Annotated in this window: 14 protein-coding genes, 1 tRNA gene and 1 rRNA gene; 3 read left to right on the forward strand and 13 right to left on the reverse strand. The window is 69.6% G+C overall.

The window, feature by feature from the left end:
* Window positions 1–65: 65 nt before the first annotated feature.
* A complete protein-coding gene (locus tag IE277_RS24715; RefSeq protein WP_189955881.1) occupies window positions 66–905 on the forward strand; it encodes an Fpg/Nei family DNA glycosylase in 840 nt (279 codons plus the stop codon).
* 116 nt (window positions 906–1,021) lie between these two features.
* Window positions 1,022–1,786, forward strand: a complete 765-nt coding sequence (locus tag IE277_RS24720) for an SDR family NAD(P)-dependent oxidoreductase (RefSeq protein ID WP_189955882.1) — start codon at window positions 1,022–1,024, stop codon at window positions 1,784–1,786.
* On the opposite strand, the gene IE277_RS24725 is transcribed toward IE277_RS24720, so the two are convergent.
* The 10 genes from IE277_RS24725 to IE277_RS24770 form a co-directional block, all read right to left on the reverse strand.
* Window positions 1,734–2,021, reverse strand: a complete 288-nt coding sequence (locus IE277_RS24725; protein WP_373310860.1) for a hypothetical protein — start codon at window positions 2,019–2,021, stop codon at window positions 1,734–1,736. The two genes, IE277_RS24720 and IE277_RS24725, sit on opposite strands and share 53 nt — an antisense overlap.
* A gap of 146 nt (window positions 2,022–2,167) precedes the next feature.
* Entirely contained in the window at window positions 2,168–2,638 is a 471-nt protein-coding gene (locus IE277_RS24730) for a Dps family protein (RefSeq protein WP_189955883.1), read from the reverse strand.
* Window positions 2,639–2,810: 172 nt separating this feature from the next.
* The gene (locus IE277_RS24735; protein WP_189955884.1) at window positions 2,811–3,185 is read right to left on the reverse strand and encodes a helix-turn-helix domain-containing protein; all 375 of its coding nucleotides are present in this window, start codon (window positions 3,183–3,185) and stop codon (window positions 2,811–2,813) included.
* Between the two features lie 109 nt (window positions 3,186–3,294).
* On the reverse strand, window positions 3,295–3,840 hold the full coding sequence (locus IE277_RS24740; protein ID WP_189955885.1) for a CinA family protein: 546 nt from the start codon (window positions 3,838–3,840) through the stop codon (window positions 3,295–3,297).
* A complete protein-coding gene (gene pgsA / locus IE277_RS24745; protein ID WP_189955886.1) occupies window positions 3,837–4,604 on the reverse strand; it encodes a CDP-diacylglycerol--glycerol-3-phosphate 3-phosphatidyltransferase in 768 nt (255 codons plus the stop codon). The genes IE277_RS24740 and pgsA overlap by 4 nt, the downstream gene beginning before the upstream one ends.
* A complete protein-coding gene (gene rimO / locus IE277_RS24750) occupies window positions 4,601–6,073 on the reverse strand; it encodes a 30S ribosomal protein S12 methylthiotransferase RimO (protein WP_189955887.1) in 1,473 nt (490 codons plus the stop codon). Before rimO ends, pgsA begins: the two co-directional genes overlap by 4 nt.
* 95 nt (window positions 6,074–6,168) lie before the next feature.
* Complete coding sequence (locus IE277_RS24755; RefSeq protein WP_189955888.1) at window positions 6,169–7,011, reverse strand: helix-turn-helix domain-containing protein; 843 nt, start codon at window positions 7,009–7,011, stop codon at window positions 6,169–6,171.
* A gap of 281 nt (window positions 7,012–7,292) precedes the next feature.
* Entirely contained in the window at window positions 7,293–10,028 is a 2,736-nt protein-coding gene (locus IE277_RS24760; RefSeq protein ID WP_189955889.1) for a DNA translocase FtsK, read from the reverse strand.
* A gap of 133 nt (window positions 10,029–10,161) precedes the next feature.
* A complete protein-coding gene (locus tag IE277_RS24765) occupies window positions 10,162–10,842 on the reverse strand; it encodes a response regulator (protein WP_189955890.1) in 681 nt (226 codons plus the stop codon).
* 322 nt (window positions 10,843–11,164) lie between these two features.
* On the reverse strand, window positions 11,165–16,624 hold the full coding sequence (locus IE277_RS24770; RefSeq protein WP_189955891.1) for a HAMP domain-containing protein: 5,460 nt from the start codon (window positions 16,622–16,624) through the stop codon (window positions 11,165–11,167).
* Window positions 16,625–17,033: 409 nt separating this feature from the next.
* Between IE277_RS24770 and IE277_RS24775 the strand changes: the two genes are divergently transcribed.
* On the forward strand, window positions 17,034–19,793 hold the full coding sequence (locus IE277_RS24775) for a SpoIIE family protein phosphatase (RefSeq protein ID WP_189955892.1): 2,760 nt from the start codon (window positions 17,034–17,036) through the stop codon (window positions 19,791–19,793).
* A 43-nt stretch (window positions 19,794–19,836) separates the two neighbouring features.
* Here the strand turns inward: IE277_RS24775 and IE277_RS24780 are convergent.
* The 3 genes from IE277_RS24780 to rrf form a co-directional block, all read right to left on the reverse strand.
* Window positions 19,837–19,912 (reverse strand) — tRNA-Thr (locus tag IE277_RS24780).
* An 84-nt stretch (window positions 19,913–19,996) separates the two neighbouring features.
* The gene (locus IE277_RS24785) at window positions 19,997–20,659 is read right to left on the reverse strand and encodes a DegT/DnrJ/EryC1/StrS family aminotransferase (protein WP_189955901.1); all 663 of its coding nucleotides are present in this window, start codon (window positions 20,657–20,659) and stop codon (window positions 19,997–19,999) included.
* Window positions 20,660–20,775: 116 nt separating this feature from the next.
* A 5S ribosomal RNA gene (gene rrf, locus IE277_RS24790) occupies window positions 20,776–20,892 on the reverse strand.
* Between the last annotated feature and the right edge of the window lie 81 nt (window positions 20,893–20,973).

Raw genomic sequence — 20,973 nt, forward strand, 5'->3', positions numbered from 1 at the left:
CCGGCACACCGCCATCGCCACCGCCGGCCGGCGCCCACCTCACCCGACCGTGGCACGCTGGACGCATGCCCGAAGGTGACACGGTCTGGCAGGCCGCGAGGCGGCTGCACGAGGCCCTCGCGGGCAAGGCGCTGACCCGTAGCGACTTCCGGGTGCCCAGGTATGCGACGGTCGACCTCACCGGCCGTACGGTGCTCGGCACGCTCCCGCGTGGCAAACACCTGCTGACCCGGTTCGAGGGCGGCCTGACCCTCCACACCCATCTGCGGATGGAGGGCGCCTGGAAGGTGTACGGCACCGGCGAACGCTGGCGCGGCGGTCCGGCGCACCAGATCCGTGCGGTCCTCTCCGCCGCCGACCGCACGGCCGTGGGTTATCGCCTCCAGGTCCTGGAACTGCTGCGCACGAGCGAGGAGGAGCGGGTCGTCGGCCACCTGGGCCCCGATCTGCTGGGCCCGGACTGGGACCCCGAGCGCGCCCTCGCCAACATCCTCGCCGATCCCGCCCGTCCGCTCGGCGAGGCCCTGCTCGACCAGCGCAATCTGGCCGGCATCGGCAACATCTACAAGAGCGAACTGTGCTTCCTGCTCGGTGTCACCCCCTGGCTGCCGGCCGGCGCGCTGCCCGTGGACCGCGCCCAGAAGCTGCCCGCGCTCGCCCACAGGCTCCTGGAGGCGAACCGCGACCGCCCGGTCCGCCAGACCACGGGCCTGCACCGGCACGATCTGTTCGTCTACGGCCGCGCGCCCCGCCCCTGTCTGCGCTGCCACACCCCGGTCCGGGCGGCCGACCAGGGCGACGGCTCCCGGGAGCGCCCCACCTACTGGTGCCCCACCTGCCAGACCGGCCCCGCACCCGCCCCCGGCTCACCCCAGCACCGGCGGGACCGCCGCCGCACCGCCTGAGACCCGGCTCCCCCTCCCGCGCCGGCCCGTCGCCCTGCGCCGAGCCACCTCCCGCTCATCGACGATCCGCCTCCCACTAATTGACGATCCGTCAGAAACGCTCGTACCGTCGCTTCATGTCCCTCACGGCGTACGACCTCACCGGACGCACCGCGTTCGTCACCGGAGCCGCCGGCGGCATCGGCCGGGCCTCCGCCGTGCTGCTCGCCGAGGCGGGCGCGACCGTGCACTGCGCCGACCGCGACGCGGACGGCCTGCGCGGCACGGCGGAACTGATCGAAAAACGCGGCGGCACGGCCCGTACCCATGCCCTGGACGTCACCGACCGGGCGGCGCTGGCCGGGGCCGTCCGGACCTGTGAGCGCTTGGACGTGATGGCGGCGATCGCCGGGATCATGCACAGCAGCCCCGTGCTGGAGACCCGCGACGAGGACCTCGACCGGGTGCTGGACGTCAACTTCAAGGGCGTGCTGTACGCCTGCCAGGAGGCGGCCCGGCAGATGCTGGCCCGGGAGGTCCGGGGCAGCATCGTCACCATGGCGTCCGGCGCGGTCGACACCGGCGGCCCCGGGCTGCTCTGCTACGGCGCGGCCAAGGCGGCCGTGGTCCAGCTGACCAAGACGCTGGCCGCTGAGGTCGGCCGGCACGGTATCCGGGTCAACGCGATCGCGCCGGGCTGGATCCGCACCCCCATGACCGAGCGCCATGACCAGCGGGCACAGGCGCACACCGAGGGGATGATGGCCCGGATGGCGCCATTGGGCCGGGTCGGCGAGCCGGACGATGTCGCGCACGCGGTGCTGTATCTGGCGTCGGACGCGTCGGCGTTCACGACGGGTCAGATACTTCGCCCGAACGGGGGCGTGGCGATGCCCTGGTAGCGTCCCCCGCCCGCCAGGCGGCCACCCAGCGCCCCGTCGCCAGCGCCCCGGCCGCCCGCCCCTTGGGCACACAGTGCACCGGCAGCAGACTCAGCCCCCACCCACCGGCCGCCACCGCGCCCTCCAGCACACCCGCGCTCTGTCCGAGGGTGATGCGCAGCACAGCCCACCACCACACGGCGCCGAGCCCCAGCCCGACCGCCCCGCGCACCATCCGCGCCACCATGCCCGCCATCACCTCCTGCGGGACGCTAGACCGCCGCTCGCCCGGCGCAAAAGGCGCACCGAGGGCTCATGGATGCAGCACCGACAACAGCCCCTCCGGGGAAAGTACGAGGACGACGACGAGCACGAGACCGACCGACGAGCCGGCCGGACGGCTCACGCGTTCTCCGCCTGGAACATCCAGTGATGCTTCTCCAGATCCGCCGTGATCGAGATGAAGATGTCCTGGGACACCGGATCCGGCTCACCCGTCGACTCCACCCGCTCCCGCATCCGGATGATCACCGCGCCGAGCGCGTCCACCATGGTCCGGACGGCGTCCGTGTCCTTGATCCAGCCCGCCGGAGTGGTTTTGATGCCGCTGCCGGAGGCCACCCTGGTGGCGCGTCCGTCGGGCGGCACACCCAGCGCCGAGGCCCGCTCGGCCACGGTGTCGGAGTGGATGCGCGCGGAGGCGACGACCTCGTCCAGCTGGAGGTGGATGGAGCGGAAGCGGGGCCCGACGACGTTCCAGTGGATCTGTTTGGCGACCAGTGAGAGGTCCACCAGGTCCAGGAGGGCACCCTGCAGCGCCTCGGCCACGGTCTTCAGGTCCGCGTCGGCCAACGGGCTTTTCACGACGTACATCCGCTTCCTCCGATGCGTGGGTGCCGTCACGTCCCTCCACCATGACCGCACCACCCACACCGGGCAAACGGGAGCGGATACGAAGGAGCCCCGGTCGACTGCTCCCAGGTTTCCCTGGGGCGGTCGACCGGGGCTTCAGCCGTATCGGGGTGTCAGGCCGCGCACGCGTACATCACGCGGCGACCACGTCCACCGCCTCCGCGGGTGCCTTGATGGTCACCCGTTCCGGTGGCACGCCGGTCACCGACACCGACCCCAGCATCGGACGGACCGGAGTGGGCACAGGCGCGGTGGCCGCGGCGGACTGGGCCAGCTCGGCGAGCGCCAGTTCGTCGCTCACCTCTCGCATCAGTTCCGACATCCGTACGTCCAGCGCGTCGCAGATGGCGGAGAGCAGCTCGGAGGAAGCCTCCTTCTGCCCCCGCTCCACCTCGGAGAGATAGCCGAGTGAGACTCGGGCGGACGAGGAGACTTCGCGCAGAGTACGGCCCTGGCGTTGGCGCTGCCGACGCAGCACGTCACCCAGCAGGCGACGGAGCAGAATCATCGGTGGCTCCCTCCTCGGACCGCGTAGCCGAATCCTTCTCGCCCCACCGTACCGCCTCGCGCCGCGGCCGTGCGGGGAGCGATGTCGTGTTCACTCAGGGCTGCAAACATCAAAACCCCCCGTTCCGTTCCGTATCCTGTGCCCGCTCATTCCCGGTCTGTTCGCCCGCAAGCTGCTCCAGGAGCCTTGCGAGTACGCTCCGTACACTCTCCATACGGATTTCCGCACGACTGCCGTTCAACCGCAGGGACTCCACTTTTCCGCCACCGGCAGAACCGGTGCGGTCCGTGAAGGGTCCGTCGACGGCCACGAACACCGTCCCGACGGGCTGGCCGTCCTGCGGATCGGGACCGGCGACTCCGGTGGTCGCGATGCCCCAGTCGGCGCCCAGCGCCTTCCGTACTCCGGCTGCCATCTGGCCTGCGACCTGCGGATCCACCGCTCCTCGCCGGGCCAGCACGGTGGCGTCGACGCCCAGCAGCTCATGCTTGAGCTCGGTGGCGTAGGCGGTGACCGAACCCCGGAACACCTTGGACGCTCCCGGGACCGAGGTGATCTCCGCGGCCACCAGACCACCGGTGAGCGACTCGGCGACGGCGAGGGTCTCGCCCCTCACCGTCAGTAGTCGCACCACTTCGGCGGCCTGCGCGCTCACGCTTCCTTCTCCTCCAACGCGGCCGCGCGCTCGGCGATTCCCTGCCGGCGCAGCACAATGGCTTGTCTTACGTAGTCCAGGCCCGTGACGACGGTGAGAACGACCGCCACGGCCATCACCCAGAACCTCAGAGTGGCCAGCCACCCCGTCAGCGCCAGCACATACATCCCGACCGCCACGCCCTGGGTGAGGGTCTTGAGCTTGCCTCCACGGCTGGCCGGGATCACGCCGTAGCGAATGACCAGAAAACGCAGCAGCGTGATGCCGAGTTCCCGGCCGAGGATCACGGCCGTCACCCACCAGGGCAGATCGCCGAGGGACGACAGACAGATGAGCGCCGCCCCCATGATCGCCTTGTCGGCGATGGGGTCGGCGATCTTCCCGAAGTCCGTGACCAGGTTGTACGTGCGCGCCAGATGACCGTCGAACAGGTCAGTGATCATGGCGACGGCGAAGGCCGCCCAGGCCAGCGAGCGCCAGGCGGGGTCATAGCCGCCGTCCGCCAGCATCAGGGCCACGAAGCCGGGGACCAGGACCAGTCGCAGCATGGTCAGCAGATTGGCGACGTTCCAGACGCTCGCCTGGTTGACGGCGGCGGCCGCGATCTTCCCGCCGCGCGCCGGCTTCGCGTCGGCCTCGGGGTCGGAGCCAGCAGCGGAAGCAGAACCGGAGACCTCGGACCGGGCGCCGTCGGCAGCGGCCGGCCCCCGCGCGCCGTGCGCGCCGGAGGAGCCACCCGCGGCGGATGCCGGGACTCCGGTCATCTGCCCGCCTCCTCACTACACGCGAGCGAGCCGGTCAGCGGCTCGGCCACCAGGTCGACACCTTCCGTACCGACCACCTTTGCCTCGACCATACGTCCGACGCTCAGGCCCTCGCCGCTCGTGAGCAGCACCTGGCCGTCCGTCTCCGGCGCCTGGTGCGCGGCCCGGCCGTGGACGCCCTCTTCCTCGTCGACGGACTCCACCAGCACATGCACGGTCTCGCCGACGCGCTCCTCGGCGCGCTGCGAGACCAGTTCCTCGGCCAGCCGGGACACCCGCGCCAGCCGCTCGGCCACGAGGTCCTCGTCGAGCTTGTCGCCGTATGTCGCGGCCTCCGTGCCCTCCTCGTCGGAGTAGCCGAAGACACCGATGGCGTCCAGGCGGGCGCCGGTCAGGAAGCGCTCCAGCTCGGCCAGGTCCGCCTCGCTCTCGCCGGGGAAGCCGACGATGAAGTTGGAGCGCACACCGGCTTCGGGGGCCTTGGAGCGGATCGTGTCGAGCAGCTCCAGGAAGCGGTCGGTGTCGCCGAAGCGGCGCATGGCGCGCAGCACGTCGGGCGCGGAGTGCTGGAAGGACAGGTCGAAGTACGGGGTGACCTTCGGGGTGGAGGTCAGCACGTCGATCAGGCCGGGGCGCATCTCGGCCGGCTGCAGATAGCTGACCCGCACCCGCTCGATGCCGTCGACCTCGGCCAGCTCCGGCAGCAGGGACTCCAGCAGGCGGATGTCGCCCAGGTCCTTGCCGTAGGAGGTGTTGTTCTCGGAGACCAGCATGATCTCCTTCACACCCTGTTCCGCCAGCCAGCGCGTCTCGTTCAGTACGTCGCTCGGGCGGCGTGAGATGAAGGAGCCGCGGAAGGACGGGATGGCGCAGAAGGAGCAGCGCCGGTCGCAGCCGGAGGCCAGCTTGACCGAGGCGACCGGGGCACCGTCCAGCCGGCGGCGCAGCGGTGCGCGCGGACCGGAGGCGGGCGCCAGGCCCTCCGGGAGGTCGACCGGGCCGTGGCCGGGCAGTGCGACGGACGCGGCCGACTCCTGACGCTCGGCGGGGCTGATCGGGAGCAGCTTGCGGCGGTCGCGCGGGGTGTGGGAGGCGTGGATGCCGCCGGACAGGATGGTCTGCAGGCGGTCGGAGATATCCGTGTAGTCGTCGAAGCCGAGCACGCCGTCGGCCTCGGGCAGCGCCTCGGCCAGCTCCTTGCCGTACCGCTCGGCCATGCAGCCCACCGCCACGACGGCCTGGGTTCTTCCATGGTCCTTGAGGTCATTGGCCTCAAGGAGGGCATCGACGGAGTCCTTCTTCGCGGCCTCCACGAAGCCACACGTGTTCACCACGGCGACATCGGCGTCCGCGGCGTCCTCGACGAGCTGCCAGCCGTCCGCCTCCAAACGGCCTGCGAGCTCCTCCGAGTCCACCTCGTTACGGGCGCAGCCAAGAGTGACGAGTGCGACGGTACGGCGTTCAGGCATGGGCTCAAGACTACTTCGTCTCACTGACAGCCCACGTCGACGGGGTTGGCCGGGATCGGCCGACCCCGTCACACATGCGCCTGCGCAGGGGCCGGTCAGCCCGCGACCGGGTCGCCCTTCGTGTAGGTGAGGCGCTCCACGGCACCCGGCTGGAAGTTGTCGTCGATCTTCTTGCCGTTGACGTACAGCTCGATCGCGCCGGCGTCGCCGAGGATCAGGTTGATCTTGGAGCTGTCCTGGAAGGTCTTGGACTCGCCCTTCTTCAGCAGCCCGTCGAAGAGCATCCGGCCGTTGTGGTCCTTGGCCGAGATCCAGCTGCGTCCGTTCGGTGTGCTGACCTGGACGGTCACCTTGTCCTGGGGCGCGGCGGCGATGGCGCTGTCGGAGGGTTCGGTGCTGGGCTGGGCGGGCTTGTCCTTCTTCGGCGGGGTGCTGGCGGACTTGCTCGCGGCGGGTGTGCCACCCTCGGCGACCTGCGATTTCGCATCGCTTCCTGAGTCGCCGCCCTTCACCGCGGTGAAGCCGACGAAACCGATCACGACAACGATGGCGGCGACCATGGCCGCGGTCCAGTTCGGTCCGCGGCGCTCGGGCCGGATCCGCTCGGCCTCGAACAGAGGTGCTGCCGGGGTGGGGGCGGGACGGCCGCCGTGCTCGGCGTCGAACTGGGTGATCATGGGTACGGGATCGAGGCGGACGGCCCTGGCCAGCGTACGGATGTGCCCGCGGGCGTACACATCACCGCCGCAGGGGCCGAAGTCGTCCTCCTCGATGGCGTGCACGATGGCGCTGCGGACACGAGTGGCACTGCTGACGTCGTCCACGGTGAGCCCGGCCGCGATCCGCGCCTGCTGCAGGGCGCGGCCCACGGAGACACGGGCTTCCTGGGACTCGTCTTGGAACGGACGCTCGTCTTCAGGGGAGTTGCCGATGGACACGGGGGCGCCTTTCGAGCGTGTAGCCACCTGTGCTGGAAGCTCAGTCTAGGGGTGGTACGAAAGGGTGGGGCAACCGGGCGGTGGGACTTTGTACGCCATCGGAATGGCCGGACATGCCGAGGGCTGGACAGGCGGTACCCCAGGATGAGATGCCTACCTGTCCTCTCGCTCAACTTGACGTGCGACAAAGGGAAACGGTTGCTCACCGATCTCTAACGGGTGGATCACGACGATGACGCCACCCGGCGTAACCGGCGTCCGCCGGACGGCCCTTCTTTGTCCTACTCCCCAGACTCACCGCGAATAATGGCCAGCACGCCGTCCAGCTCGTCAGGCTTCACAAGAACGTCACGGGCCTTGGAGCCCTCGCTCGGTCCCACGATGTTGCGGGACTCCATGAGGTCCATGAGCCGCCCGGCCTTGGCGAAGCCGACGCGCAGCTTGCGCTGCAGCATGGAGGTCGACCCGAACTGGGTGGAGACGACCAGCTCGGCCGCCTGGCACAGCAGGTCGAGGTCGTCGCCGATGTCCTCGTCGATCTCCTTCTTCTGCTTGGTGCCGACCGTGACGTCGTCCCGGAAGACGGGCGCCATCTGGTCCTTGCAGTGCTGTACGACGGCCGCGACCTCGGCCTCCGTGACGAACGCGCCCTGCATACGGGTCGGCTTGTTCGCGCCCATCGGCAGGAACAGGCCGTCGCCCTTGCCGATCAGCTTCTCGGCGCCGGGCTGGTCGAGGATGACGCGGGAGTCGGCGAGCGAGGAGGTGGCAAAGGCCAGCCGGGACGGCACGTTGGCCTTGATCAGGCCGGTGACCACGTCGACCGAGGGGCGCTGGGTGGCGAGCACCAGGTGGATGCCGGCGGCGCGCGCGAGCTGGGTGATGCGCACGATCGCGTCCTCGACGTCGCGCGGGGCCACCATCATCAGGTCGGCCAGCTCGTCGACGATCACCAGCAGATAGGGGTAGGGCTGCAGTTCCCGCTCGCTGCCCTCCGGCGGCTTGACCTTGCCCTCGCGGATGGCCCGGTTGAAGTCGTCGATATGCCGGAAGCCGTAGGCCGCGAGGTCGTCGTAGCGCAGGTCCATCTCTCGGACGACCCACTGCAGCGCCTCGGCGGCCCGCTTGGGGTTGGTGATGATCGGCGTGATCAGATGCGGGATGCCCTCGTACGCGGTCAGTTCGACGCGCTTGGGGTCGACCAGGATCAACCGGACGTCCTCCGGGGTCGCCCGCATCATGACCGAGGTGATCAGGCAGTTGATGCAGGACGACTTGCCGGAGCCGGTGGCGCCGGCGACCAGCATATGCGGCATCTTCGCCAGCGAGTGCATCACATACCCGCCCTCGACGTCCTTGCCGAAGGCGACCAGCATCGGGTCGTCGTCCTCGGCGGACTCCGCGAGCCGCAGCACGTCGCCGAGGTTGACCATCTCCCGGTCGGTGTTCGGGATCTCGATGCCGACCGCGGACTTGCCGGGGATGGGACTGATGATCCGTACGTCCGGGCTGGCAACGGCGTACGCGATGTTCTTGGTCAGTGCGGTGATCCGCTCGACCTTCACGGCGGGGCCGAGTTCGACCTCGTAGCGGGTGACCGTCGGGCCGCGGGTGAAGCCGGTGACGGCGGCGTCGACCTTGAACTCGGTGAAGACCTGGGTGAGCGAGGCGACCACCGCGTCGTTGGCCTCGCTGCGCGCCTTGCCGGGACCGCCGCGCGTGAGCAGGTCCAGGGACGGCAGTGAGTAGGTGACGTCCCCGGCGAGCTGGAGCTGCTCCGCGCGCGGGGGCAGGTCGCGAGGCTCGTCGGGGGCCTTCTTGGTCAGGTCGGGGACCATCCCGGCCTGGAGCTTCTCCTGCTTGGGGCGCGCGGCCGGCACCGACGACGGCGTGGGAGCCGGCGCGGGCGCGGGTACCGGAGTCGTCTCCTCTCGGTCACCGACGCTGACGCCCTGGGTGAGATCGGCGACCAGCGGGGAGGGCGGCATGCCGTGCAGCACCGCGCCGTCGAGCGCCGCCGCGGCGGCCGCGGCGACGTCCACGGCGTCCATCTGGCGGTGCGGATCCGGCTGGGGCACCGCGGAGCGCCTGGGGCGGCCGCGGCGCTGCGAGAGGGCCTCCTCCTCGGCGCCGTCGGGGTCGTACGCCTGGGGGGCGGACGAGCGCTTGCGGGGGCGCGCGGGCAGCGCCTCGCGCCACTGTTCGTCATAGCGCGCGTCGTCCTCGCTGAACTCCTCCGCCTCAGGGTCGTGCAGCACGCCCAGGCGTAGGCCGAGCGCCCGCAGCCGCTGCGGGATGGCGTTGACCGGGGTGGCGGTCACCACGAGCAGACCGAAGATCGTCAGCAGCACGAGCAGGGGTACGGCCAGAACCTCGGTCATGGTGTACGTCAGCGGGGTGGCCGCCGCCCAGCCGATGAGGCCGCCGGCGTCCCTTATCGCCTGCATGCCGTCGCTGCGCGCGGGCGAGCCGCAGGCGATGTGGACCTGGCCGAGCACGCCGATGACGAGCGCGGACAGACCGATCACGATCCGGCCGTTGGCCTCCGGCTTCTCCGGATGCCGGATGAACCGTACGGCGATCACGGCGAGCAGTACCGGGACCAGGAGGTCGAGCCGGCCGAAGGCACCGGTGACGAGGATCTCCACCAGGTCGCCTACGGGACCCTTCAAGTCGGCCCAGGTACCGGCGGCGACGATCAGTGCGATGCCGAAGAGGAGCAGGGCGATGCCGTCCTTGCGATGGGCCGGGTCCAGGTTCTTCGCGCCCTGCCCTATGCCGCGGAAGACAGCGCCGAGCGCGTGCGCGACGCCGAGCCAGAGGGCGCGCACCAGCCGGTACACGCCCCCGGTGGGACTGGGTGCCGGCTTCGGCGGCGCCTTCTTCGCCGGGGCCTTCTTGGCAGGCGCCTTCTTGGCCGCCGCCTTCTTCGCTGCGGCCTTCTTCGCCGGAGCCTTCGCGGGAGCGGCCGCCTTCTTCGCCGGCTGCTTCTTCGCTGCGGAGGGACGTGAGGCCATGGGTGTGAGGTTACCGGGGGAGACGACAACGGACACGCGTGCCTACAGCTTCACCCGTTCGTGTCGCCTTTACCGGGGACCGGAGCTGACGCACGCTCATGGGCAACCGCCGCATGGGCCTACGTCAGTTACGTCAGCTCTGGGCCGGCACCGAGGTGCCGCCGGGTCCGGAGCCGGGCTCCAGGGCGTCGAGCGCACGCCGCAACCCGGTGAGTTTGCGCTCCAGATGAGCCGCCGTGGCCACTGCGGCCGCGTCCGCCGAGTCGTCGTCCAGCTGCTTGGACAGCGCCTCTGCCTGCTCCTCCACGGCCGCGAGCCGCGCGGACAGCTCGGCGAGCAGTCCGGCGGACTCCTTGCCGCCGACCGCGCCCTTGCCGCCGCCCTCCAACTGCAGCCGCAGCAGCGCCGCCTGCTCCCGCAGCTGGCAGTTCTTCATGTACAGCTCGACGAACACCGAGACCTTCGCACGCAGCACCCACGGGTCGAACGGCTTGGAGATGTAGTCGACGGCGCCCGCCGCGTAACCCCGGAAGGTGTGGTGCGGGCCGTGGTTGATCGCCGTGAGGAAGATGATCGGGATGTCCCGCGTCCGCTCACGCCGCTTGATGTGCGCGGCAGTCTCGAAGCCGTCCATACCCGGCATCTGGACATCGAGCAGAATGACCGCGAAATCGTCTGTGAGCAGTGCCTTAAGTGCTTCCTCCCCGGACGATGCCCGCACCAGCGTCTGATCGAGCGCAGAGAGGATCGCCTCCAGCGCCAACAGATTCTCCGGCCGGTCATCGACCAGGAGGATCTTGGCCTTCTGCACCATGGCCCGCCCTCCTCGCCCCGGCGGTACACCGGGCGCCGCCCCAGGGGACGACTCCCTTTCGCCGCCCGTCCTTGTGCCGGTCATCGTAGCCGCACCCCGCCTGTCGCCACACCCTGTCACCGCGATGTCACTGTGCACCTAGCAGAAACGGGGCGGGGGCCGGGATGGTTCCCGGAATCCGCCGTTCCCATACGTGCTCAGCCACCTTAAGCCGTACGTTCGCGCTCACCTCAAGTGGGCAACTCCCGACACACGCCGAGGGTTCCCCGGGTGTTCACATCGAGGGTTCCCCGGGTGTTCACATCCCGGAGTGCCGGTCTCGTCACTTCCCGCCCATCCACTGCTGCATCACCGCCAGCAGATGATCCGGGTCGACCGGCTTGGTCACATAGTCGGAGGCGCCGGACTCGATCGCCTTCTCCCGGTCGCCCTTCATCGCCTTCGCGGTCAGCGCGATGATCGGCAGCCCGGCGAACTGCGGCATCCGGCGGATCGCCGTGGTCGTCGCATACCCGTCCATCTCCGGCATCATGATGTCCATCAGGACCACCGCCACGTCGTCGTGCTGCTCCAGCACCTCGATGCCCTCGCGGCCGTTCTCGGCGTACAGCACCGAGAGGCCGTGCTGCTCCAGGACGCTGGTCAGGGCGAACACATTACGGATGTCGTCGTCGACGATCAGCACCTTCTGGCCGCCGAACCGCACCGCGCGCGCGGACTGCGGAGCGCTGTCCTGCTCCGGCGCCGCCGCCCACTGCTCGGACCGCTGCTCGCCCTGCGGCAGACTCCGCCGACGGCGGCGGAAGAGCGCCGCGGGACCGTTCTGCGTCTCCCGGTACGACTTCACCTCGGCCGGGGTCTCGATCTCCACGGCGGACAGCTCCGAGGACTCCTGCGCCTCGGAGGCCAGCAGCTCACCGGCCTCCAGCTGGGGAACGGACTGCTGGTAGCCCTGCGGCGGCAGTTCACTCGGGTGCAGCGGCAGGTAGAGCGTGAACGTCGAGCCGCGGCCCGGTTCGCTCTGCGCGTGGATCTCCCCGCCGAGCAGCTGCGCGATCTCCCGGGAGATCGACAGGCCGAGACCGGTGCCGCCGTACTTGCGGCTGGTCGTGCCGTCCGCCTGCTTGAACGCCTCGAAGATCACCCGCATCTTGCTGGCCGCGATACCGATGCCGGTGTCCGTCACCGAGAACGCGATCAGCGGCGCCGCCGGATCGGACAGCGAGCCGGCCTCCAGCAGCTGCTCCCGGATACCCATCGGTACGTCCCCGCCGGCCGGCCTGATCACCAGCTCCACGGAGCCGGAGTCGGTGAACTTCACCGCGTTCGACAGCAGATTGCGCAGCACCTGCAGCAGCCGCTGCTCGTCGGTGTGCAGGGTCGCGGGCAGCTCGGGAGAGACCCGTACGGACAGATCCAGGCCCTTCTCCGCGGTCAGCGGGCGGAAGGTGGCCTCCACGTAGTCCACGAGCTGCACGAGCGCGATCCGGGTCGGCGACACGTCCATCTTGCCCGCCTCGACCTTCGACAGGTCGAGGATGTCGTTGATCAGCTGGAGCAGATCCGAGCCGGCGCCGTGGATGGTCTCGGCGAACTCCACCTGCTTCGGCGAGAGATTGCCCTCGGCGTTGTCGGCGAGCAGCTTGGCCAGAATCAGCAGCGAGTTGAGCGGCGTACGCAGCTCGTGCGACATGTTGGCGAGGAACTCGCTCTTGTAGCGCATCGACACCGCGAGCTGCTCGGCGCGCTCCTCCAGGACCTGCCGGGCCTCCTCGATCTCGGTGTTCTTCACCTCGATGTCGCGGTTCTGCCGGGCCAGCAGCTCGGCCTTCTCCTCCAGTTCGGCGTTTGAGGCCTGCAGGGCCTTCTGCCGGTTCTCCAACTCGGCGGACCGCTCACGGAGTTGCTCGGTCAGCTCCTGCGACTGCTTCAGCAGCTGCTCGGTCTTGGTGTTGACCGAGATGGTGTTGACGCTCGTCGCGATCATCTCGGCGATCTGGTTGAGGAAGTCCTTCTGGATCTGCGTGAACGGCGTGAAGGAGGCCAGCTCGATCACTCCGAGCACCTTGCCCTCGAACAGCACCGGCAGCACGATCACCTGCGCGGGCGGGGCCTCGCCGAGCCCGGAGGAGATCTTCAGATAGCCGCTCGGCGCCCGCTCCACCAGGATCGTGCGCTTCTCCTGGGCAGCCGTGCCGATCAGCGCCTCACCGGGCCTGAACGACGTCGGCATGGAGCCCATGGAGTAGCCGTACGAGCCCTGCATGCGCAGCTCGTACGTCTCCTCGCCGTCATGGGCGTCCTTGCCCTCCATGAGGGGCATCGCCACGAAGAACGCTCCGTGTTGCGCGGTGACCACCGGCGTCAGCTCGCTCATGATCAGCGAGGCCACGTCCTCCAGGTCCCGGCGTCCCTGCATCAGTCCGGAGATACGGGCGAGGTTGCCCTTGAGCCAGTCCTGCTCCTCGTTGGCGATCGTGGTGTCGCGCAGGTTGGCGATCATCTTGTTGATGTAGTCCTGCAGCTCCTGGATCTCGCCGGAGGCGTCCACGTCGATCTTCAGGTTCAGGTCACCGCGGGTCACCGCGGTCGCCACGCGCGCGATGGCACGCACCTGCCGGGTCAGGTTCCCGGCCATCTCGTTCACGGACTCCGTGAGGTCGCGCCAGGTGCCGTCGACGTCACGCACGCGTGCCTGGCCGCCGAGCTGTCCCTCCGTACCCACCTCGCGGGCCACGCGCGTGACCTCCTCCGCGAAGCTGGACAGCTGATCAACCATCGTGTTGATCGTCGTCTTCAGCTCAAGAATCTCACCGCGGGCGTCAATGTCGATCTTCTTCGTCAGGTCACCCTTGGCGATGGCCGTGGTGACCATGGCGATGTTGCGCACCTGACCGGTCAGGTTGGACGCCATGCCGTTCACGGACTCGGTGAGGTCCTTCCACGTGCCGGCCACACCCGGCACGTGCGCCTGACCGCCCAGGATGCCGTCCGTGCCCACCTCGCGGGCCACCTTGGTGACCTGGTCGGCGAACGAACTCAGCGTCTTCACCATGATGTTGATGGTGTCGGCGAGCTGCGCGACCTCGCCGCGCGCCTCGATCGTCACCTGACGCGTCAGGTCACCGTTGGCGACGGCCGCGGCCACCTGGGAGATGTTCCGCACCTGCATGGTCAGGTTGTTGGCCATCAGGTTGACGTTGTCACTCAGGTCCTTCCAGATGCCGGTGACACCCGCCACGTGCGCCTGACCGCCCAGGATGCCCTCGGTGCCCACCTCGCGGGCCACCCGGGTCACCTGCTCGGCGAAGCTGGACAGTTGATCAACCATCGTGTTGACCGTCGTGACCAGCTCAAGGATCTCGCCCTTGGCGTCAACAGTGATCTTCTTCGACAGATCGCCCTTGGCGACCGCCGTCGTGACCTCGGCGATGTTGCGCACCTGGATGGTCAGGTTGTTCGCCATGAAGTTCACGGACTGCGTGAGGTCCTTCCAGGTGCCGGAGACGCCCTGCACCTCGGCCTGACCGCCGAGGATGCCCTCCGTACCCACCTCACGGGCCACCCGCGTGACCTCCTGGGCGAACGACGACAGCTGGTCCACCATCGTGTTCAGGGTGTTCTTCAGCTCCAGGATCTCCCCGCGCGCGTCCACGGTGATCTTCTGGGAGAGGTCACCGCGCGCCACCGCGGTCGCGACCTGCGCGATGTTGCGCACCTGCGCGGTGAGGTTGCCGGCCATGCCGTTCACCGAGTCGGTCAGGTCACGCCACACACCGGCCACACCCGGCACCTGGGCCTGACCGCCGAGCCGGCCCTCCGTGCCCACGTCACGCGCGACCCGCGTCACCTGGTCGGCGAAGGCCGACAGCTGATCAACCATGGTGTTGATCGTGTTCTTCAGCTCAAGGATCTCGCCGCGCGCATCGACGTCGATCTTCTGCGACAGGTCGCCGCGCGCCACGGCCGTCGTCACCTGGGCGATCTGCCGCACCTGCGAGGTCAGGTTGCCGGCCATGAAGTTGACGGAGTCCGTCAGCTCCTTCCAGGTGCCCGACACGCCGTCCACCCGGGCCTGACCGCCGAGGCGGCCCTCCGTACCCACGTCCCTGGCCATCCGCGTGACCTGGTCGGCGAAGCTCGACAGCTGGTCCACCATGGTGTTCACGGTGTTCTTCAGCTGGAGCATCTCGCCGGAGACGTCCACGGTGACCTTCTGCGACAGGTCGCCGTTGGCCACCGCCGTCGTCACCTGGGCGATGTTGCGCACCTGTCCGGTCAGGTTGCGGAATGCGGTGTTGACGGAGTCGGTCAGGTCCTTCCACGCACCGGCGGCACCGGGCACCTGTGCCTGACCGCCCAGCTCACCCTCGACACCGATCTCCCGCGCGACCCTCGTCACCTCGGCACCGAACGCCGACAGCTGGTCCACCATCCCGTTGACGGTGTTCTTCAGCTCCAGCATCTCGCCCGCCACGTCGACCGTGACCTTCTGCGACAGATCACCGCTGGCCACGGCGGTCGTCACGGTGGCGATGTCACGCACCTGAATGGTCAGGTTCCGGAAGACCGTGTTGACGGAGTCCGTCAGGTCCTTCCACGTACCGGCGGCACCGGGCACATTCGCCTGGCCGCCGAGCCGCCCCTCCGCACCGACCTCGTTCGCGACCCGGGTGACCTCATCGGCGAAGATCCGCAGCGTCTCGGTCATCTGGTTGATCGTCTCGGCGAGCTGCGCCACCTCCCCGCGCGCCGGGACGGTCACCTTCTGCGACAGGTCACCATTGGCGACAGCGGTCGTGACCTGCGAGATCCCCCGCACCTGCGCGGTCAGGTTGCCCGCCATCGTGTTGACGGAGTCGGTCAGCTCCTTCCACACGCCGGCCACCCCCGGCACCTGCGCCTGACCGCCCAGGATGCCCTCGGTGCCCACCTCCCGGGCCACCCGCGTGACCTCGACGGAGAAGGACGACAGCTGCTCCACCATCGTGTTGACGGTGTTCTTCAGCTCCAGCATCTCGCCGGCCACATGCACGGTGACCTTGCGCGACAGATCACCACGCGCCACCGCCGTCGTCACCAGCGCGATGTCACGGACCTGAGCGGTCAGCCGGTTCGCCATGGTGTTGACGGACTCGGTCAGGTCCTTCCACGAACCCGACATACCGCGCACCCTGGCCTGCCCGCCGAGCTTGCCCTCGGTGCCGACCTCGCTGGCCACGCGCGTGACCTCGTCCGTGAACGTCGACAGCTGGTCGACCAGGTTGTTGACCGTACGGCCGACCTTCAGGAACTCGCCCCGCAGCGGATGCCCGGTGCCTTCGTCCGGCGCCTGCGTCCGCAGCTCCATCCGCGGCGACAGATCACCCTCGGCGACCGCCGTGAGCACCCGGCCGACCTCCGAGACCGGCCAGACGAGATCGTCGACCAGCGCGTTGGAGGCGTCGATCGCGGACGCCCAGGAGCCCTCGCAGGCCCCCGCCTCCAGCCGTTCCGTGAGTTTTCCCTCACGTCCGACCATGCGCCGCACCCGGGACAGCTCACCGGTCAGATGCAGATTCCGGTCGGCCACCTCGTTGAAGACGGCCGCGATCTCCGACATCACGTCGTCCCCGGTGACCGTGAGCCGCTTGCGGAAGTTCCCGTCGCGCATCGCGACGAGAGCCGCCAGCAGCCGGTTCAGGGCGGCCGTGTCCACGGCGGTCGTTCCGCCGCGCCTGCCCAGGGACGGTCCGCCTTTCGCGCGCGTCTTCGTGCCACGCGTCGCCGCGCCAGACTCCACTGTGTCCCTCCCGGAGGGGTAGACCGCTACTGCCGTGCTCGGCCGCTTCGGCCCGGCCTGCCGATCACCGGCATACCGGATACTTCCGCGTACCCGTTACTGCTGCGTATTTCTGCCAGACGAGATCCGGCCACACCAGGGGCTGCTGCCCGCTGTACACGGAACACACGCAGCGCGACCCGACCTTCATCAGAAGCCTGCCCAGTGTTTCACCCTGCCCGAACCAGGCCATAACAGTTCGGCAGCTTCGCACATCGTCCGCACACCCTGGGGGGTAAACACCTGCGACCGGCATCCGCTCGGACGGCGAAGGTAAGTAACCTTGCATCCGGCTGTCCAGCCGCACCGGTCCGACCGGCCTGGGCGGTGGCACGAGCACGAGCGGGCATCGGAGGGGCGGCCGCAGACCATGACCACCGGAGTCATCCCCGGGGGACAGCCCCCGGAGCCACAACCGACGGGCGAGCTGATGCCGCAACAGCGGCGCGAGCCGGCCGGCCACGCAGCCCTGCACGTCGACAACCGGCCGAGGAGTTCTGTGATCACCGCGCGCGCGGCCGCCACTTTCGAGCCCGTCGGGCGATCGGTCGCGACCGCCCGATCCTTCGTCCGCGACACCCTCCAGGGCTGGGGCTTCGTCGATGTCGTCGATGACGCCGTCGTCCTCACCAGCGAACTGGTGACCAACGCGGTCGTCCACGCGGGCACACACGCGGACGTGCTGTGCCTGCGCGCCGAGGACGGCGTGCGCATCGAGGTCGCCGACCGCTACCCCGAGCGCGAGGTCCCCCTGCAGAACGCCACCGCCACGATGGGCAGCCCCGACCGCGAGGGCGGCCGCGGTCTGCAGCTGTGCGCGGCACTCGCCGCCCGCTGGGGCGTCGACTACACCCCCACCCACAAGAACGTCTGGTTCCAGCTCAACCTCCCCGAACGCCCGGTCGGCACCCGCACCGCCGGCCCGTCGCTCCCCGCCGACCTGCTCCCGATGGCCGACGGCCGGGTCCGCGTCGCCGTCCTCCAGGTCGACCGCAAGGGCGCCATCACCTCCTGGAACGAGGACGCCGAGGAACTCTTCGGCTACGCCTCCGGCGAGGTCGTCGGCCAGCCCCTCACCGAACTCGCGGCCTGGCCGCACACCCCGGGCACCAGCACCGGCGTCGCCGAGGCGCTCCAGCTCTCCCGCTGGGAGGGCAGCTACGGGATCCGCGGCGCCGACGGCCGGGTGGTCCCGGTCTACGCCTCCCACCTCAGGGTCCGCGACACCGGCGGCGAGCCCTCCACCGTCTGCCTCCTGGTCCGCGACCACGAGCGCGCCGTGCTCCAGACCCCGCCGCGCGTCCCGGCCGGTGACCAGGCCCAGAACACCGACGGACCGAACACCGACCCCTTCGAGGTGTTCATCGGCTCCCCCGCCCCCGACGACCTCGACGGCCTGCTGCAGCGCACGGTGGAACGCGCCCGCGACATGCTCGACGGCGACTCCGCGTTCCTGCTGTTGGCCACCGACGACGAGACCGAGCTGGAGGTCCGCGCCTCCACCGGCCTGCCCTCCGCCCGCCAGCGCTTCGCGCGCGTGCCCGTAGAGGCCGGCCCCGGCCGCTACGGCTCCGCGCGCATGCCCGCCGTCCACGACGACCTCACGGCCGTACCCGGAGCCGTGCCCCTGCTGTCCGGCACCGGCATGCGCTCGGTCGTCACGGTCCCGCTGAAGGTCGAGGGCCGGCTCACCGGGTCACTCGGCGTCGCGGCCGAGGGACCCGGCCGGTACTCCAACGAGGAGGCGCTGCGCCTGCAGTTCGCCGCCGACCGCATCGCCCTGGCCGTCGAGTCGGCCCGCCTGGGCGAGCTGGAGCGGCTGCGCCGAGGCTCCCTGAGCTTCCTGGTCGAGGCCTCCGACCTGCTGGCCGGCACCCTGGACCGCGACCAGACCCTGGCCCTGATGGCCCAGATGACGGTCCCCACCCTGGCGACCTGGTGCGCCGTCTACACCATCGCCGACCAGGCCTCGGAGCCGTATCTGTCGTACGTCCTGCACGAGGACGAGGAACTCATCGACGGCATCAAGTCGTTGCTGTCGAAGATCGCCCCGCCGGACCCGGTACCGACCCCCGGCGCCCGTGTGTGGACCGTCCCGGCCGAGGTGGCGCACCAGGCGGCCCTGCGCACCTCGATGCGCAGCCTCGGCCTGGCCGGCGGCCCCACGCACCGGGTCGCCGCGGGCATCGGCCCGACCCTCGCCACGGCCTCCGCGGTCGGCGGCGAGACGGTCGTCCTGCCGCTCGTCGCCCGCAACCGCGTCATCGGCATGCTCGTGCTCGGCAAGCCCACCGACGAACACTTCCGCCAGGAAATCCTGGAACTGGCCGAGGACTTGTCCCGCCGGGCCGCCCTCGCCCTGGACAACGCCCGTCTCTACTCGGAGCGCACGGCCATCAGCCAGGCCCTTCAGCGCAGCCTGCTCCCGCCCGGTACCCCGCACATCGACGGCGTCGAGGTGGAGGTCATCTACCGCGCGGCCGGCGAGGGCAACGAAGTCGGCGGCGACTTCTACGACCTCTTCCCCATCGGCAACGGTGCCTACGGCTTCGCCATCGGCGACGTCTGCGGTACGGGCCCGAACGCGGCGGCGGTCACCGGCCTCGCCCGGCACGCCCTGCGTCTGCTGGCTCGCGAGGGCCTGTCCGGACCGGCGGTCCTGCAGCGGCTGAATTCGGCCATTCTCGACGAGGGTGACCGCAGCCGTTTCCTGACCCTCCTCTACGGCGAGATGCGCCTGCGGGAGGACGGCAGCGCCGAGCTGAAGGTGGTCTGTGCCGGCCATCCGCTCCCGCTGCGTCTGCGCCAGGACGGCACGGTGACGCCCGCCGCCGAGCCGCAGCCGCTGCTGGGCGTGATCGAGGACCTGGAACTGCACGAGGAGACGGTCACCCTCGACCCGGGTGATGTGCTGCTGTGCGTCACGGACGGCGTCACCGAACGCCGTGAGGGCACGCGCATGTTGGGCGACGACGGCCTAGCCGACGTCCTCACCACCTGCACGGGCCTGACGGCGGGCGCGGTCGCCGCGCGCATCATGCGCGCCGTGGAACGCTTCGCCTCGGACGCCCCGTCGGACGACATGGCGATCCTGGCGATGCGCGTCCCGGGAATCCACAAGGAGGCCTGAGACACGAAAAAGGCCCCACCCGAAAGGGTGGGGCCTTTTTTGCTGGAGCCCCCAAACGGAATCGAACCGTTGACCTTCTCCTTACCATGGAGACGCTCTACCGACTGAGCTATAGGGGCCTGTCGTTTTCGAGGTTTCCCTCGCGGCGACAAAGAAACTGTACCCCGATCAGGGCCGAGTTCCCAAATTCGTTCGGTGCCCGCTCAGTAGGCGGGCTGCAGGAGTCCCCCGAGCGCGTTGCAGGCGGAGACGATCCGCTGCATCTCCCGCTTGGTGAGCGAGGCGTCCACGGGCAGCGTCAGTGTTTCGTCGGCGGCCAGCTCAGTCTCCGGCAGTGACACACACCGACGGAATTCCGGCAGCCGGTGCACAGGCGTCTTGACCGGCACCCGGCACTCGACTCCCTTGGCCCGCAGGGCCAACGCGAAGGCGTCCCGGTCGGGCCGGCCGTTCCCCGGGACCCGCACGACATACTGCTGATAGGTGTGCCCGTCGCCACCGTCCGGCGTGCGTACGCCCTTGAGCTTGGCGTCGAGGTAGGCGGCCCGCTCCCGGCGCTGGGCTATCTCGTCGTACGGCGCCTCGGACTCGCCCTGCTCCAGCACGAGCACCTCGTGCCGCTGCCCGAGCGCGTGCAACCGCCCCACGTCGGCCCACCGTCCGAAGCGGTGTACGACAACGACCGCTGCGGTGCGCGGAGTTACGGCCGCCTCGACAGCGCCGGGGTCGAGGCAGTAGGTCACCGGGTCTATGTCGGCGAACACGGGGAGCGCGCCGGCCAGGGTCACGGCCTCGGCGACTTCGACGTTCCCGAAGGCCGGTACGACGACCTCGTCACCGACTCCGACGCCGGCGGCTCTGAGCATTGCAGCAGTACCCATGTGCTGGATGCTCGGCGCGCAACGTGAACTCCAAGTTAAGCAGAACGTAAAAAGGTCGGACCCCGAACCGAAGTTCAGGATCCGACCTTTTTGGAAGAATTGTTCGGCGGCGTCCTACTCTCCCACAGGGTCCCCCCTGCAGTACCATCGGCGCTGTGAGGCTTAGCTTCCGGGTTCGGAATGTAACCGGGCGTTTCCCTCACGCTATGACCACCGAAACACTATGAAACTGTCGAACCTTGCCACACCACGCTCTGTGAAACGTGGGGCTGTTCGTGGTTTCAGAACCAACACAGTGG

This window comes from Streptomyces alanosinicus (assembly GCF_014650595.1).
GTDB lineage: Bacteria > Actinomycetota > Actinomycetes > Streptomycetales > Streptomycetaceae > Streptomyces > Streptomyces alanosinicus.

Excerpts from the sequence above, each read along its gene's own strand:
- IE277_RS24715 (WP_189955881.1), top strand. The coding sequence starts at position 66 with ATGCCCGAAGGTGACACGGTCTGGCAGGCCGCGAGGCGGCTGCACGAG.
- IE277_RS24720 (WP_189955882.1), top strand. The coding sequence starts at position 1,022 with ATGTCCCTCACGGCGTACGACCTCACCGGACGCACCGCGTTCGTCACC.
- IE277_RS24725 (WP_373310860.1), bottom strand. The coding sequence starts at position 2,021 with ATGGCGGGCATGGTGGCGCGGATGGTGCGCGGGGCGGTCGGGCTGGGG.
- IE277_RS24730 (WP_189955883.1), bottom strand. The coding sequence starts at position 2,638 with ATGTACGTCGTGAAAAGCCCGTTGGCCGACGCGGACCTGAAGACCGTG.
- IE277_RS24735 (WP_189955884.1), bottom strand. The coding sequence starts at position 3,185 with ATGATTCTGCTCCGTCGCCTGCTGGGTGACGTGCTGCGTCGGCAGCGC.
- pgsA (WP_189955886.1), bottom strand. The coding sequence starts at position 4,604 with ATGACCGGAGTCCCGGCATCCGCCGCGGGTGGCTCCTCCGGCGCGCAC.
- rimO (WP_189955887.1), bottom strand. The coding sequence starts at position 6,073 with ATGCCTGAACGCCGTACCGTCGCACTCGTCACTCTTGGCTGCGCCCGT.
- IE277_RS24760 (WP_189955889.1), bottom strand. The coding sequence starts at position 10,028 with ATGGCCTCACGTCCCTCCGCAGCGAAGAAGCAGCCGGCGAAGAAGGCG.
- IE277_RS24765 (WP_189955890.1), bottom strand. The coding sequence starts at position 10,842 with ATGGTGCAGAAGGCCAAGATCCTCCTGGTCGATGACCGGCCGGAGAAT.
- IE277_RS24775 (WP_189955892.1), top strand. The coding sequence starts at position 17,034 with ATGACCACCGGAGTCATCCCCGGGGGACAGCCCCCGGAGCCACAACCG.
- IE277_RS24785 (WP_189955901.1), bottom strand. The coding sequence starts at position 20,659 with ATGCTCAGAGCCGCCGGCGTCGGAGTCGGTGACGAGGTCGTCGTACCG.